Raw genomic sequence first — 14707 nt, 5'->3', positions numbered from 1 at the left:
GGAGGGACGCCGGTGGAAGCACAGAGGTGCCGCGTCACCGAGTAGCCGTCACAGCAGCCCGCTCAGCGGCAGTACGCGCTCGGTGAGCCGCCCGCGCAGCCGGTCCCCGGCGGTGTCGGCCTCCTCCGCGAGCCAGCCCGCTGCGACCAGCAGCCCGACGTGCTCGGCGACGTCCTCGGGCCGCAGCCCGCAGAACGAGGCGACCACGTCCAGAGCGAGCCCGTCACCCTCCTCGCCGCAACCTCCCAGGTGCCCCTCAGGACGGCTGTGGGCGGCGGTGTACACGGCGAGGAGCCGCGTGGCGGGCCCAGCCTTCTTCTTCCGCAGCTTCCGGTCGCCCACCACCTTCTGCGCCCACCCCGAGAGCCGAGCCCGGGTGACCTTGCCGAAGAAGAACGGGCGGGGCTGGGTGGGAATCAGCGTGGGCACCGTGATCTGGGTGGGTTCCTCGGGCCGGGACATCAGCGCATCGTCGGCGGTGACGTCCTCCGGCAGGACCAGCCAGCCCGCGTCGGCCAGCTCCTGCAACACCTGCTCGGCGTCCGACGCCAACCAGCCGCTGAGGTCCTGCCCGGTGACGTTCCCGGTGCCGGCGCGCGCCGCCCGCAGGGTGAGCATGAGCACCGCGAGCCGCTCCTGGGCGCCGGGGAGCGGTGCCTGCGTCCTGATGTGCTCCAGCACGCGTCGGGCGTGGGCCCCCTGACCCCGGGTCAGCAACCGCTCCACCCCCGGTCCGTCCCCGTCCACCGGGACGCCGAGGCGGTTGGCGTTCATCTCGCGTGTCGTCCGCGCGGCCGTCTCCGCCCGTTCCGCCTCCTCGCGCAGGGTCGCGTCGTCGGTGACGGTGGCCCACACCGCGAAGGCGCGGGCCTTGCGGTCGTGGAGTTCGGCGAGGAGGGCCAGGTCGGGTTCCGGCCGCCGCTGGTAGGCACGGAACGCGTCCCCGAGTTCGACCAGTTCGATCCGCAGCGCGTCGGGCTGGAGGTCGTCCGGCACGATCCGCTGCGCGATCGTCGCCGCTCGCTGCTTCGCACGCCGCGACGACCCGCCGCGCTGGGCGGCGGTACGAGTTTGGGTCAGCGGTGCGGGCCGGGGGGCCGGGATGGGGGTGCCGGAAGGAGGTGCGGGAGGGTCGGAAGGAGACGAGGGGAAGCCGGAAGGAGCGGAGTCGAGGTCGGAGAACATCATCGCCCCACCGCCGTTCACCGCCCCCCGCCCCGTGGTCACCTTGTCCGTACGACCCCTGCCGGTGCCGTCGACGAACAGCCCGTCCCGGCCACCCGTGCCCGCGCTCACCCGATGCCACCTTCTCCCTTGCCGGCCTGCGACCTCCCGCCCGCTGCGGGCGCAGCCACCTGACGCTACGTCCCACCGGCGCCCTGCCAGGGCGGGACCGGAATGGACCACACGTTCGGGTGACATCCGGCCCCTACTGCGGCCCGTACTTCCGCCCCGTCCGCGAGGTGATCCCGCCCAGCACCCCCCGCGGCACCAGCTTCGCCGCGCCCATCAGGGCCTTGTAGCGGGGGTCGGGGATCGACAGGGACTTGCCGCGCGCCAGATCGTCCAGCGCCGCCGCGACGACCTTGTCCGCGTCGAGCCACATCCAGCCCGGGATGTTGTCCGTGCCCATGCCCGCCCGCGCGTGGAACTCCGTGCGCACGAAGCCGGGGCACAGGGCCATCAGGCGCACCCCGCTGCCGGCCAGGTCCTTCGCCACGCCCTGCGTGAACTGCACGACCCACGCCTTGGAGGCGCCGTAGGTGCCGCGCGGGACGAAGGCGGCGACCGAGGCGACGTTGACGACACCGCCGCGGCCCCGCTCCCGCATCGACTCCGTCGCCGCCGAGGTCAGCCGAAGCACCGCCTCGCAGTGCACCTTGAGCATGGTCAGCTCGTCGCCCATGGAGACGTCGAGGAAACGGCCCTTGTTGCCGAAGCCGGCGTTGTTGACCAGCAGGTCGACGGGGCTCCTGCGCTCGCCCAGCCGGGCGGCCACCGCGTCGATGCCGGCGTCCGTTGCCAGGTCGGCCGTCAGCACCTCCGCCTCGATGCCGTGCCGGTCGTGCAGCTCGGTGGCCTGCTCGCGCAGCCGCTCGGTGTCGCGGGCCACCAGCACCAGGTCGTGCCCGTCGGCCGCCAGCCGCCGCGCGAACGCGGCGCCGATGCCCGCCGTCGATCCCGTAATCAATGCCGTTGTCATGGCGCAAGGTTATGGGGCCGGACCGGGCACGTCCGCTTCGCTCACATCGTGATCGCCGATCGTGAAGAACCGGTGACCAGCGCATGGTGAATGGGGGTCAGGAGGTCCGTTTCGCGACGTACTTCCGAGCCGTCGCCAGCGTCTCCGGGTGCAGCGCCTCGCCCGCCGCGAGCAGCCGGGGCAGCAGCTCCCGCTCGGTCGTCACCGCCCGGAACTGCAGGGCGACGGTCACCTCGTGGCCGGGCCGGTGGACGATCTCGACCGGGTCGCCCTCCCGTATCTCCCCGGGCTCGATCACCCGCAGGTACGCGCCCGGCGCCCCCTTCTCCGTGAAGCGCCTCACCCACCGCTCCTCGCCCAGATGGCCCTGGAAGGTGCGGCAGGGGATGCGGCCGGAGGTGACCTCCAGGACCAGGTCGGGGCCGATGCGCCAGCGCTCGCCGATCCGGGCGCCACAGACGTCCACGCCCGTCGTGGTGAGGTTCTCGCCGAAGGAGCCGTTCGGCAGCGGGCGGCCCAGCTCGCGCTCCCAGTCGTCCAGGTCCTCGCGCGCCATCGCGTAGACCGCCTGGTCGGTGCCGCCATGGTGCCGGGTGTCGCAGACCGTGTCCCCGGCCAGCCCGCTCGCCCCGGTGCCCTTCGGCCCGGGAGCGGTCACCCGTACGGCCCCGTCCGCCGGCCGCTTGTCGATACCGGTGACGCCCTCGGGCTGGTCGGTGTACGGCACGGCCTTCGCGCGGCCCAGATTGACGGAGAGAAGCTTCATGGCCGAACGGTAGGACAGCCCTCATCAAAGCGTCGACGCATTATTCGCCGTTCGGTCAAAGGGTCGCTTATCCTCGGTGGTGTGATCGAGGCTCGTCATCTCCGCGTGCTGCGCGCCGTGGCATCGACCGGTTCCTTCTCCGCCGCCGGGCGCGAACTGGGCTGCACCCAGCCCGCCGTCAGCCAGCAGATGAAGGCACTGGAAACCTCCGTCGGCACTCCGCTGCTGGTACGCACCGGCCGCGAGATGCGGCTGACCCAGGCGGGAGAGGCGCTGGTGCGGCACGCCGCCGGGATCATCGCCGGGCTGACCGCCGCCGAGGAGGAGGTCGCCGCCATCGCCGGGCTGCGCGCCGGACGGGTCCGCCTCGTCTCCTTCCCCAGCGGCAGCTCCACCCTCGTACCGACGGCGCTGGCCGCACTGCGTGCCGCGCACCCCGGCACCCGGGTCTCCCTGGAGGAGGCCGAGCCGCCGAGGTCCGTCGAGCTGCTGCGCGAGGGCGACTGCGACGTGGCGCTGGCCTTCCGCTACGAGGGGGCGGCGGGCGCTGAGGAGTGGGACGACCTGGTCGTACGGCCGCTGCTGACCGACCGGCTGGTGGCGCTGGTGCCGGAGGGGCACCGGCTCGCGAGGACGGAAGCGGAATCCGCCGGTTCAGTGGCCATCGGGGAGTTGGCGGGGGAGCCCTGGATCGCGGGCTGCCCGCGCTGCCGGGGCCAGCTGGTCGAGGTCTGCGAGGGGGCCGGTTTCACGCCCCGCATCGACTTCGCCACCGACGACTACCCGGCGGTCGTCGGCCTGGTCGGGGCCGGCCTGGGCGTGGCCGTGCTGCCCCAGCTCGCCGTCGAGTCCGTACGGCCCCGGGGTGCGCGCACGGTGACGCTGGAGCCGGCGGTGCGGCGGGAGATCGTCGCGCTCACCCTGCCCGACCTGGCGCAGGTGCCCGCGGTCACGGCGACGCTCGACGAGCTGGCGCGGGCGGGCGCGCGCCAGTCGGCGGCGCGCTGAGGGCAGGGCGCACTACCGCGTCCGCGCTATAGAGAAACGTTCCTTCAGTGGTGCGCGGCCGCCTCCCCGCCGACCGACGCCGATGCCGATGCCGTCGCCGCCACCAGGCGGTGGCGGGCCCGGCCCATGAGCTCCTCGCGCTCGTCCTCCGTCAGTCCGCCCCACACGCCGTACGGCTCGCGCACCGCCAGCGCGTGCGCCGCGCACTCGGCGCGGACCGGGCACCTCATGCAGACCTCCTTGGCCGAGTTCTCGCGAGCACTCCGCGCCGCTCCCCGTTCGCCCTCCGGGTGGAAGAAGAGCGAGCTGTCCACCCCGCGGCACGCAGCCAGGAGCTGCCAGTCCCACAGGTCCGCGTTCGGTCCTGGAAGGCGGGAGAAATCTGCCATTGCGTGACCCCTTGTAGCCGATATGGGTAGATGCGGGATACAGCGTCCGCAACCGTACAACTACGATCTAAGGAGATGAAAATATGACTCATTGCGAATCTAGCCGCAGACACCAGCGAAGTGGAAGAAAAGCGGCTAAATGGGGCATGGGATGTGATGAAACGGGGCGGGTCCGACGCGCATGTCTGCTGCGTGGCCGCCCCCTCACGTAGAGTGCCGAAGACGACACACAGCCCCGTAACTCTTTCGAGTGACCGTCGTTGAGAGTGCGGAGGCGGTTGAAGGAACAAGTGCTCGGGCGGGCGTCCGGGACGGTCGACCGCACAGGTGACGATTTCGTACCAGCCTGGAGGCTCAACGTGACGCGCAAGAGCTGCGGAGGACGGCCATGACTTCCGTCCTCGTCTGCGACGACTCCCCGCTTGCCCGAGAGGCGCTCCGCCGCGCGGTCGCGACCGTGCCCGGCGTCGAGCGCGTGACGACGGCCGCCAACGGCGAGGAAGTCCTCCGCCGCTGGGGTGCCGACCGCTCGGACCTCATCCTGATGGACGTGCGCATGCCCGGCCTGGGCGGCGTCGAGACCGTCCGGCGGCTGCTGTCCGCCGACCCCGGCGCGCGCATCATCATGCTCACCGTCGCCGAGGACCTGGACGGCGTGGCCCTCGCGGTCGCCGCCGGTGCCCGCGGCTACCTGCACAAGGACGCCTCGCGCGCCGAGCTGCGCGCCACGGTCACGCAGGCCCTCGCCGACCCGACCTGGCGGCTCGCCCCGCGCCGGCTGCGCTCGGCCGAGATGGGCGCCGCGCCCACCCTCACCGCGCGTGAGATCCAGGTGCTGGAGGGCATGAGCCACGGCCGCTCCAACGCGGAGATCGGCCGCGAGCTGTTCCTCTCCGAGGACACCGTCAAGACCCACGCCCGGCGGCTCTTCAAGAAGCTCGGCGCCTCGGACCGGGCACACGCGGTGGCGCTCGGCTTCCGGTGGGGCCTGGTCCGCTGAGGCCGTGCGACGGAGTCCGAAGGGACCCGTCGGGGGAGCGGCGATCCCCGCTTATCGCGAGGTGAGCGGGGGTGACAAGGCGACCCGCCGGGTGCCCACTGCTCGTTTCGGCGCGGATGACGCATCCTTGAGGTGTGGAGTTCCTCGGGGACGAGTCGGTCGAGCGGAAGGGGAGGGCGCAGGGGATGAGTTCCGGCGCACCTGCTCATAACGCTTCGGTGCACAACAACGGGCACGAAGCCACGGATCGGACGGCCGCAAGGCACCATGGACCGATGCGTGACGACGAGGCGGCCCCTGATCAAGGGACGGTCGGCGGGCTCGTGCACCGCGCCGTCGACGGGGACGAGCAGGCCACGCACGACCTGCTCGCCCATGTCCACCCCTTGGCGCTGCGCTACTGCCGCACGCGGCTGTCCCGCCTGCCCGGCGACGCCCGGCACTTCGTCGAGGACCTCGCCCAGGAGGTCTGTGTCGCGGTGCTGCTCGCCCTGCCCCGCTACAAGGACACCGGCCGCCCCTTCGAGGCGTTCGTCTTCGCCATCGCCGCCCACAAGGTCGCCGACCTCCAGCGCGCCGCGATGCGGCACCCGGGCTCGACGGCCGTCCCGTCCGATGAGATGCCCGAACGCCCCGACGACTCCCTCGGCCCCGAGGAGCGCGCGCTGCTCAACAGCGACGCCGCCTGGGCCAAGAAACTGCTGGCCAACCTGCCGGAGAACCAGCGCGAGCTGCTGCTGCTCCGCATCGCGGTGGGCCTCACGGCCGAGGAGACGGGGCAGATGTTGGGAATGTCACCCGGCGCCGTCCGGGTCGCCCAGCACCGGGCGCTGAGCCGGCTGCGGGCCCTGGCGGAGCAGTAACGCCGGGCGTGAACGGGCGGCGCGTTCTGCTCGTAGGAAGATATGAACGCCGGTGGGATGCTTGATCGTGGAATGAGACACCTCCGCTTCCCGTTAGCATGGACATCCGCACCGAGCAAGGCCATTGGGGAAGGTGTCATGACTGCCAACGTCGACGGAGTGCCCGAAAAGTTCGCGACACTCGGGCTGACCTACGACGACGTGCTGCTGCTGCCGGGTGCATCCGAGGTGCTCCCCAACGCGGTCGACACCTCGTCCCGCATCTCCCGCAACGTCCGGGTGAACATCCCGCTGCTCTCGGCGGCGATGGACAAGGTGACCGAGTCCCGCATGGCCATCGCCATGGCCCGCCAGGGCGGCGTGGGCGTCCTCCACCGCAACCTCTCGGTCGAGGACCAGGTCAACCAGGTCGACCTGGTCAAGCGCTCCGAGTCCGGCATGGTGACCGACCCGATCACGGTCCACCCCGAGGCCACGCTGGCCGAGGCCGACGCCCTGTGCGCCAAGTTCCGCATCAGCGGTGTCCCGGTCACCGACCCGGCCGGCAAGCTGCTCGGCATCGTCACCAACCGCGACATGGCCTTCGAGTCCGACCGCACGCGCCAGGTGCGCGAGGTCATGACGCCGATGCCGCTGGTCACCGGCAAGGTCGGCATCTCCGGCGTGGACGCCATGGAGCTGTTGCGCCGCCACAAGATCGAGAAGCTTCCGCTGGTCGACGACGCCGGTGTCCTCAAGGGCCTGATCACGGTCAAGGACTTCGTCAAGGCCGAGCAGTACCCCCACGCCGCCAAGGACGCGGAGGGCCGGCTGCTGGTCGGCGCCGCCGTCGGCGCCAGCCCCGAGGCCCTGGAGCGCGCCCAGGCGCTGGCCGCGGCCGGTGTGGACTTCCTGGTCGTCGACACCTCGCACGGCCACAACAGCAACGCGCTGAGCTGGATGGCGAAGATCAAGTCGAGCGTCGGCGTGGACGTGATCGGCGGCAACGTCGCCACCCGCGACGGCGCCCAGGCCCTGATCGACGCCGGCGTCGACGGCATCAAGGTCGGCGTCGGCCCCGGCTCCATCTGCACCACCCGCGTCGTCGCCGGCATCGGCGTCCCGCAGGTCACCGCCATCTACGAGGCGTCCCTGGCGGCCCGCGCCGCGGGCGTCCCGCTGATCGGCGACGGCGGCCTGCAGTACTCCGGCGACATCGGCAAGGCGCTGGCCGCCGGCGCCGACACGGTGATGCTGGGCAGCCTCCTCGCGGGCTGCGAGGAGTCGCCGGGCGAGCTGCAGTTCATCAACGGCAAGCAGTTCAAGTCGTACCGCGGCATGGGCTCGCTGGGCGCCATGCAGTCCCGCGGCCAGGGCAGGTCCTTCTCGAAGGACCGCTACTTCCAGGCCGAGGTGGCCTCCGACGACAAGCTCGTGCCCGAGGGCATCGAGGGTCAGGTGCCCTACCGCGGTCCGCTGGCCAACGTGCTGCACCAGCTCGTCGGCGGTCTCCGCCAGACCATGGGGTACGTGGGCGCGGCCACCATCGAGGAGATGGAGTCCAAGGGCCGCTTCGTGCGGATCACCTCCGCGGGCCTCAAGGAGAGCCACCCGCACGACATCCAGATGACGGTCGAGGCACCGAACTACAGCCGCAGCAAGTAGGCGGCAGCCTTCCGAGGGCGGTCCCGGACCATCCGGGGCCGCCCTCTGCGGTGCCCCGCCGAGCCCGTCGGGGATACTGGAAGGCGCTGCAACGCATCAGGGAAAGGCCACAGACGTGACTGAGATCGAGATCGGGCGCGGCAAGCGCGGCCGCCGGGCGTACGCCTTCGACGACATCGCCGTCGTCCCCAGCCGCCGTACGCGGGACCCGAAGGAGGTCTCGATCGCCTGGCAGATCGACGCCTACCGCTTCGAGCTGCCGTTCCTGGCCGCTCCCATGGACTCGGTCGTCTCCCCGGCCACCGCCATCCGCATCGGCGAGCTCGGCGGCCTCGGCGTCCTGAACCTGGAAGGGCTCTGGACCCGGCACGAGGACCCGCAGCCGCTGCTCGACGAGATCGCCGGCCTCGACCCGGAGACCGCGACCCGCCGCCTCCAGGAGATCTACGCCGCTCCGATCAAGGAGGAGCTGATCGGGCAGCGCATCAAGGAGGTGCGCGACTCCGGCGTCGTCACCGCCGCCGCGCTCTCCCCGCAGCGCACCGCCCAGTTCTCCAAGGCCGTCGTGGACGCGGGCGTCGACATCTTCGTCATCCGGGGCACCACCGTCTCGGCGGAGCACGTCTCCGGTTCGCACGAGCCGCTGAACCTGAAGCAGTTCATCTACGAGCTGGACGTCCCGGTGATCGTCGGCGGCTGCGCCACCTACACCGCCGCCCTGCACCTGATGCGCACCGGCGCCGCGGGCGTCCTCGTCGGCTTCGGCGGCGGCGCCGCCCACACCACGCGCAACGTGCTCGGCATCCAGGTCCCCATGGCGACCGCGGTCGCCGACGTGGCCGCCGCCCGCCGCGACTACATGGACGAGTCCGGCGGCCGGTACGTGCACGTCATCGCCGACGGCGGCGTCGGCTGGTCCGGCGACCTGCCCAAGGCCATCGCCTGCGGCGCAGACTCCGTGATGATGGGCTCCCCGCTGGCCCGCGCCACCGACGCGCCGGGCAAGGGCAACCACTGGGGCATGGAGGCCGTCAACGAGGAGCTGCCCCGCGGCAAGAAGGTCGACCTCGGCACGGTCGGCACCATCGAGGAGATCCTCACCGGCCCGTCCCACACCCCCGACGGTTCGATGAACTTCTTCGGCGCCCTGCGCCGCGCGATGGCCACCACCGGCTACAGCGAGCTCAAGGAGTTCCAGCGCGTCGAGGTGACGGTGGCGGACTCGCAGCACCGGCGGTAGTCACCCGTACGCAGTAGCGAGGGGCCCGGAGCGATCGCTCCGGGCCCCTCGCGTGTGTGCGCCTAGAAGTCAGAGCCGGTGCGCCGCCCCCGTGGGCGTCGCCCCCCGCGTGTCCAGCAGCAGCTGGGCCTTGACCGACAGGCCCTGGAGGTCGTACGTGCGGTGCTGCTGGAGGAGGATCGTGAGGTCGGCGTCGGCGGCGGCCTCGTAGAGGGAGTCGGCGCGCGGGACGGGGCGGTCGGCGACGTTCCAGGACGGGATGTGCGGGTCGTGGTAGCTGACGGCGGCGCCCATCGACATCAGGCGGGTCGCGATCTCCTCGGCCGGGGTGGCCTGCTGGTCGGCGAGGTCGGCCTTGTAGGTGACGCCGAGGAGGAGGACGCGGGCGCCGCGCGCGGACTTGCCGTGCTCGTTGAGGAGGGCGGCGGCGCGCTGGACGACGTAGCGGGGCATCTGGCCGTTCACCTGCTGGGCCAGCTCCACCATGCGCAGACTGTGCGGGGCCCGGCCGGTCAGGTCCTGGGGGACGGAGTGGCCGCCGACGCCGGGGCCGGGGCGGAAGGCGTGGAAACCGTACGGCTTGGTCTCCGCGCAGCGCAGCACGTCCCACAGGTCGACGCCGAGGTCGTCGCAGAGGACGGCCATCTCGTTGACGAGCGCGATGTTGACGTGCCGGAAGTTGGTCTCCAGGAGCTGCACCGTCTCCGCCTCGCGGGGGCCACGGGCGCGGACCACCTTGTCGGTGAGGCGGCCGTAGAAGGTGGCGGCGGACTCGGTGCAGGCGGGGGTGAGGCCGCCGATGACCTTCGGGGTGTTGGCCGGGGTGTGCTCGCGGTTGCCGGGGTCGACGCGGCTGGGGGAGTAGGCGAGGTGGAAGTCGCGGCCGGCGCGCAGGCCGGAGCCCTGCTCCAGGAGCGGACGCAGGAACTCCTCCGTCGTCCCCGGCCGCACCGGCGACTCCAGGATGACCGTGGTGTGCGGGCGCATGTGGGCGGCGAGGGTGCGGGCGGCGGCCTCCACCTGGGTGAGGTCCAGGCCGCCGTCCGGGGCGGGCGGGGTGGGCGCGCAGATGACGGCGGTGCGGACCCGGCCCAGCTCGGCCGGTGTGGCGGGGGTGCGGAAGCCCGTCGCCAGCATCCGGCGGACCTCGGCGGGCGTGAGCGGGTCGGCCTCGGGGCCGGTGCGGTAGCCGAGGGTGGGGATGCCTGCGGTGACGGCGGCCTGGGCCAGGGGCAGGCCGTACGGGCCGAGACCGATGACGGCGAGATCTGCGGGCATGGCGTGGGCCGTCCTTCCCAGTAGCCGAAGCGGGACAGGTGCGCAAGCCCGGTGGACAGGATGGGCGAGCACAACGTCAGACTAGGAGTAAATATGACCGATTTGCGGGATTGGTCGGCCTGGTTTCGGCGAGTGTCGACGGCGACCCGCGGGGAGGTTGTCCACAGGCTGGGGCCGCGCGAGGCCCGATGTCGGGCGAGCGGGTCAGAATCTGGGCATGGTGGGTACCAGGAACCGGGCTTCGCCCGACGGGTGTGTTGGCCCGGCGGGCGCGGCCGACGCGACCGACAGCGGGAGGCAGCAGTGAGGACAGCGACCCTGGGGCCGGCGCAGCGCGCCGAGTCGCTCGCGGCCATGGCCGAGCGCGAGCTGGACGTTCTGGTGGTGGGCGCGGGCGTGGTCGGCGCGGGCACCGCCCTCGACGCGGTGACCCGCGGCCTGTCCACCGGCCTGGTCGAGGCGCGGGACTGGGCCTCGGGCACCTCCAGCCGGTCCAGCAAGCTGATCCACGGCGGCCTGCGCTACCTGGAGATGCTCGACTTCGCCCTCGTACGGGAGGCGCTGAAGGAGCGCGGGCTGCTGCTGGAGCGGCTCGCACCGCACCTCGTGAAGCCCGTGCCGTTCCTGTACCCGTTGCAGCACAAGGGCTGGGAGCGGCTCTACGCCGGCTCGGGCGTCGCCCTCTACGACGCGATGTCGATGGCTCGCGGCCACGGCCGGGGACTGCCGATGCACCGCCACCTGAGCCGGCGTCACGCCCTGCGCGTCGCCCCCGCCTTGAAGAAGGACGCGCTGGTCGGCGCGCTCCAGTACTACGACGCCCAGATGGACGACGCCCGGTTCGTGACGACCCTGGTGCGCACCGCGGCCGCGTACGGTGCCCATGTCGCCAACCGGGCGCGCGTCACCTCCTTCGTCCGCGAGGGCGAGCGTGTGGTCGGGGCACGGGTGCAGGACGTCGAGGCGGGCGGCGAGTACGAGATCCGCGCCAAGCAGGTCGTGAACGCGACCGGGGTGTGGACCGACGACACCCAGTCGATGGTGGGCGAGCGCGGTCAGTTCCACGTCCGGGCCTCCAAGGGCATCCACCTGGTCGTCCCCAAGGACCGCATCCACTCCACCACCGGGCTCATCCTGCGCACCGAGAAGTCCGTGCTGTTCGTCATCCCCTGGGGGCGGCACTGGATCATCGGCACCACCGACACCGACTGGGACCTCGACAAGGCGCACCCGGCCGCGTCCAGCGCGGACATCGACTACCTCCTGGAGCACGTCAACTCGGTGCTCCACGTGCCGCTCACCCGCGACGACGTCGAGGGCGTCTACGCCGGGCTCCGCCCGCTGCTGGCCGGCGAGTCCGACGCCACCAGCAAGCTCTCGCGCGAGCACACCGTCGCGCACCCGGTGCCCGGCCTGGTCGTCGTGGCCGGCGGCAAGTACACGACGTACCGGGTGATGGCCAAGGACGCCGTCGACGAGACGGTGCACGGGCTCGACATGCGGGTCGCCGACTGCGTCACCGAGGACACGCCGCTGCTCGGCGCCGAAGGGTACCGGGCCATGTGGAACGCGCGGGCCCGGATCGCCGCGCGCATCGGCCTGCACGTCGTACGCGTGGAGCACCTGCTGAACCGGTACGGCGCCCTGACGGAGGAGGTGCTGGGGCTCATCGCCGACGACCCCTCCCTCGGCGAACCCCTGCACGCCGCCGACGATTACCTGCGCGCCGAGGTCGTCTACGCCGCCTCGCACGAGGGCGCGCGCCACCTGGACGACGTACTGACCCGGCGCACCCGCATCTCCATCGAGACCTTCGACCGGGGCACCCGAAGCGCCCGCGAGGCCGCCGAGCTGATGGCGCCGGTGCTCGGCTGGGACAAGGACCAGGTCGAACGGGAGGTCCAGCACTACGAGAAGCGGGTCGAGGCCGAGCGGGAGTCGCAGCGTCAGCCCGACGACCTGACGGCCGACGCGGCACGGCTGGGAGCGCCGGACATCGTGCCACGGTAGGGGCCGCCGGGGCGGGTGTGACGCAGGGTCACCCCGCCGTGCCGCCCGCCCGCTCGCCCGGCCGGCGCCAGGGGCACCCTGGGCGTCGAGCACTTGTCGGGTGAGGGACAATGAAGGCTCTGTCAGGGCGGGTTGCATGAGGGGACGCATGTCGGAGGCGGAGCGGGCGGGGACACCCCGTACGGACAAGAGCGCACGTCTCCTCGCCGGGCGGTACCGGCTGGGAGACGTGCTCGGCCGCGGCGGCATGGGGACGGTGTGGCGGGCGGAGGACGAGACCCTCGGACGCACGGTCGCCGTCAAGGAGCTGCGGTTCCCGGGCAACATCGACGAGGAGGAGAAGCGGCGCCTGATCACGCGCACCCTGCGTGAGGCCAAGGCGATCGCGCGGATCCGCAACAACAGCGCCGTCACGGTCTACGACGTCGTCGAGGAGGACGACCGTCCGTGGATCGTGATGGAACTCGTCGAGGGCAAGTCGCTCGCCGAGGCCATCCGTGAGGACGGCCTGCTGGAGCCGAGGCGCGCCGCCGAGGTGGGCCTCGCCATCCTCGACGTGCTGCGCTCGGCGCACCGCGAGGGCATCCTGCACCGCGACGTGAAGCCGTCCAACGTGCTGATCGCCGAGGACGGCCGGGTCGTGCTCACCGACTTCGGCATCGCCCAGGTCGAGGGCGACCCGTCCATCACCTCCACCGGCATGCTCGTCGGCGCCCCCTCCTACATCTCCCCGGAGCGCGCCCGCGGCCACAAGCCCGGCCCGGCCGCCGACCTGTGGTCGCTCGGCGGGCTGCTGTACGCGGCGGTCGAGGGCACCCCGCCCTACGACAAGGGCTCCGCCATCGCCACGCTCACCGCGGTGATGACGGAGAACCTGGAGGAGCCGAAGAACGCCGGCCCGCTGCGGGACGTCATCTACGGCCTGCTCAACAAAGACCCCGCGCTGCGGCTCGACGACGCGGGCGCCCGCGCGCTGCTCAACAAGGTCCTCCACGCCCCCGACCCGGCGGACGAGCCGGCCGACGCCACCAAGGTCGTACCGCTGCCCGCCCAGCCGGACGAGCGGTCCCGCAGGGGCGGTCCGGCGGGCGCCGGGGGCAAGCGCGGCGAGGAGGCCGGGGAGCGGCTGCGCGGCGCGCTGCGTTCCGTCCGCAAGGCCGCCGCCGGTCCGGCCACCGCTTCGGCGTCCGCCGGGGCGGCCGTGAACGCGTCGGTGCGGGGCGGCGGGCCGGGCACCGGTACGGGCTCGGGTGCCGGTACGGGTGCCACCTCCGGTGCCCGCCCGGGTGCGGGCGCCGGAGCCGGTGCGGTTTCCGGGGCGGCGAACGCGCCCGCGGGTACCCGCAGCTCCGGCTGGCCCGTCGTGCCGCCCCCGGACCTGCCGCCCCGGCCCGCGCCCCGGGCGCCGCTCACCGACGTGGTGCCGCGCCGGACGCTGGTCGTCATCGCGGTGGTCGTGGCGCTCGCCGTGCTCGGCACCGTACTGGCCCTCACGCTCGGCGGCGACGACGACAAGGGTGCCCAGGGCGGAAACGGCGACAAGACCGTCGCCACCGCGGGCGCGAGCGGCGACACGAAGCAGGACGACGAGGGCGGGGCCCGCACCGACGGCTCCGCGTCGCAGGAGGCGACGGACGGGGGCTCGGCCGGCGCGCCGGACTCCGGCGCGAGCGCGTCCGGCGACACCGGGGCGGACGGCGCCGGCCAGGGTGACGCGGGCAAGGCCGACGACGAGGGCGCGGCGGCCACCCACCAGGGCGCCCAGGGCTACTCCATCGGGCTGCCGGAAGGCTGGAAGTACCAGGCCAAGGGCTCGGCGGGGGACCGTTTCACCGGTCCGAACGGGCAGAAGCTGCTCGTCGCCTGGACGTCCACGCCCAAGGACGACCCGGTCGCCGACTGGAAGAACCAGGAGCGGTACATGGTCCGCTCCCAGTACAAGAAGATCCGCATAGAGAAGGTGGGCTACCGCGGCTGGAACGCGGCCGACTGGGAGTTCACCTACACGGACGACGGCACCAAGTTCCGCACCGTGGACCGGGGCTTCGTCGTCAACGACCATCAGGGCTACGCGCTGATGTACACCGCGAAGGCCGGCGACTGGGACAGCGACCTGCGCCGCGACACCTGGCGGACGCTGACGACATCGTTCGAACCCAAGTCCTGAACCGGGCGGGCCGGGTTTGCGCGGTCCGATATCTGGCATCCCCTCTTTGCGGGTTGCCTCCGGCACGTATCGTGAGTGCTTGCGGACCGTACGCAGCCGGAACGGCCCGCCGGGCGAACGGAATTGACCGACGGGCTGC

At 72.5% G+C, this 14707-nt stretch carries 12 protein-coding genes; 7 read left to right on the top strand and 5 right to left on the bottom strand.

What is annotated here, in order from left to right; all coding sequences use genetic code 11:
- Positions 1-48 precede the first annotated feature (48 nt).
- The 3 genes from AMK11_RS09085 to AMK11_RS09075 all read right to left on the bottom strand — a co-directional run bounded on the left by AMK11_RS09085 (position 49) and on the right by AMK11_RS09075 (position 2969).
- Complete coding sequence (locus AMK11_RS09085; RefSeq protein WP_073724984.1) at positions 49-1296, bottom strand: hypothetical protein; 1248 nt, start codon at positions 1294-1296, stop codon at positions 49-51.
- A 133-nt stretch (positions 1297-1429) separates the two neighbouring features.
- Positions 1430-2203 (bottom strand): SDR family NAD(P)-dependent oxidoreductase, encoded by a 774-nt coding sequence (locus tag AMK11_RS09080; protein ID WP_073724982.1) that lies wholly within the window; start codon positions 2201-2203, stop codon positions 1430-1432.
- A gap of 97 nt (positions 2204-2300) precedes the next feature.
- A complete protein-coding gene (locus AMK11_RS09075) occupies positions 2301-2969 on the bottom strand; it encodes an MOSC domain-containing protein (protein ID WP_107429654.1) in 669 nt (222 codons plus the stop codon).
- 81 nt (positions 2970-3050) lie between these two features.
- On the opposite strand from AMK11_RS09075, the gene AMK11_RS09070 reads away from it, so the two are divergent.
- The gene (locus tag AMK11_RS09070) at positions 3051-3977 is read left to right on the top strand and encodes a LysR family transcriptional regulator (RefSeq protein ID WP_073724978.1); all 927 of its coding nucleotides are present in this window, start codon (positions 3051-3053) and stop codon (positions 3975-3977) included.
- A gap of 44 nt (positions 3978-4021) precedes the next feature.
- On the opposite strand, the gene AMK11_RS09065 is transcribed toward AMK11_RS09070, so the two are convergent.
- Positions 4022-4366 (bottom strand): WhiB family transcriptional regulator, encoded by a 345-nt coding sequence (locus tag AMK11_RS09065; protein ID WP_073724976.1) that lies wholly within the window; start codon positions 4364-4366, stop codon positions 4022-4024.
- Positions 4367-4754: 388 nt separating this feature from the next.
- Here AMK11_RS09065 and AMK11_RS09060 point away from each other — a divergent pair, with 388 nt between their 5' ends.
- From AMK11_RS09060 to AMK11_RS09045, 4 genes are all read left to right on the top strand, one after another.
- Entirely contained in the window at positions 4755-5366 is a 612-nt protein-coding gene (locus tag AMK11_RS09060; RefSeq protein ID WP_003948568.1) for a response regulator transcription factor, read from the top strand.
- Positions 5367-5641: 275 nt separating this feature from the next.
- The gene (locus tag AMK11_RS09055; RefSeq protein WP_019329587.1) at positions 5642-6229 is read left to right on the top strand and encodes a sigma-70 family RNA polymerase sigma factor; all 588 of its coding nucleotides are present in this window, start codon (positions 5642-5644) and stop codon (positions 6227-6229) included.
- A gap of 138 nt (positions 6230-6367) precedes the next feature.
- Positions 6368-7873 carry an IMP dehydrogenase gene (gene guaB / locus AMK11_RS09050; RefSeq protein WP_073724974.1) on the top strand — a complete coding sequence of 502 codons (1506 nt, stop codon included), beginning with the start codon at positions 6368-6370 and terminating at the stop codon, positions 7871-7873.
- Positions 7874-7988: 115 nt separating this feature from the next.
- Positions 7989-9113, top strand: coding sequence for a GuaB3 family IMP dehydrogenase-related protein (locus tag AMK11_RS09045; protein ID WP_073724972.1), 1125 nt, complete (start codon positions 7989-7991; stop codon positions 9111-9113).
- A gap of 69 nt (positions 9114-9182) precedes the next feature.
- Here the strand turns inward: AMK11_RS09045 and AMK11_RS09040 are convergent, their stop codons facing one another.
- Positions 9183-10391: a nucleotide sugar dehydrogenase gene (locus AMK11_RS09040; RefSeq protein ID WP_073724970.1), complete on the bottom strand. Its 1209-nt coding sequence runs from the start codon at positions 10389-10391 to the stop codon at positions 9183-9185.
- 303 nt (positions 10392-10694) lie between these two features.
- Here AMK11_RS09040 and AMK11_RS09035 point away from each other — a divergent pair, with 303 nt between their 5' ends.
- Together AMK11_RS09035 and AMK11_RS09030 are read left to right on the top strand one after the other, a co-directional pair.
- Entirely contained in the window at positions 10695-12401 is a 1707-nt protein-coding gene (locus AMK11_RS09035; protein WP_073724968.1) for a glycerol-3-phosphate dehydrogenase/oxidase, read from the top strand.
- Positions 12402-12549: 148 nt separating this feature from the next.
- Entirely contained in the window at positions 12550-14568 is a 2019-nt protein-coding gene (locus AMK11_RS09030; protein ID WP_073724966.1) for a serine/threonine-protein kinase, read from the top strand.
- Positions 14569-14707: the final 139 nt, after the last annotated feature.

It is taken from the genome of Streptomyces sp. CB02414, assembly GCF_001905385.1.
GTDB lineage: Bacteria > Actinomycetota > Actinomycetes > Streptomycetales > Streptomycetaceae > Streptomyces.
The sequence above is the reverse complement of the archived record's forward strand: the minus strand, read 5'-3'. Positions and strand labels throughout refer to the sequence as shown.

Coding starts and splice junctions, on each gene's coding strand:
- AMK11_RS09080 (WP_073724982.1), bottom strand. CDS start 2,203: ATGACAACGGCATTGATTACGGGATCGACGGCGGGCATCGGCGCCGCG.
- AMK11_RS09075 (WP_107429654.1), bottom strand. CDS start 2,969: ATGAAGCTTCTCTCCGTCAATCTGGGCCGCGCGAAGGCCGTGCCGTAC.
- AMK11_RS09065 (WP_073724976.1), bottom strand. CDS start 4,366: ATGGCAGATTTCTCCCGCCTTCCAGGACCGAACGCGGACCTGTGGGAC.
- AMK11_RS09060 (WP_003948568.1), top strand. CDS start 4,755: ATGACTTCCGTCCTCGTCTGCGACGACTCCCCGCTTGCCCGAGAGGCG.
- AMK11_RS09055 (WP_019329587.1), top strand. CDS start 5,642: ATGCGTGACGACGAGGCGGCCCCTGATCAAGGGACGGTCGGCGGGCTC.
- guaB (WP_073724974.1), top strand. CDS start 6,368: ATGACTGCCAACGTCGACGGAGTGCCCGAAAAGTTCGCGACACTCGGG.
- AMK11_RS09040 (WP_073724970.1), bottom strand. CDS start 10,391: ATGCCCGCAGATCTCGCCGTCATCGGTCTCGGCCCGTACGGCCTGCCC.
- AMK11_RS09030 (WP_073724966.1), top strand. CDS start 12,550: ATGTCGGAGGCGGAGCGGGCGGGGACACCCCGTACGGACAAGAGCGCA.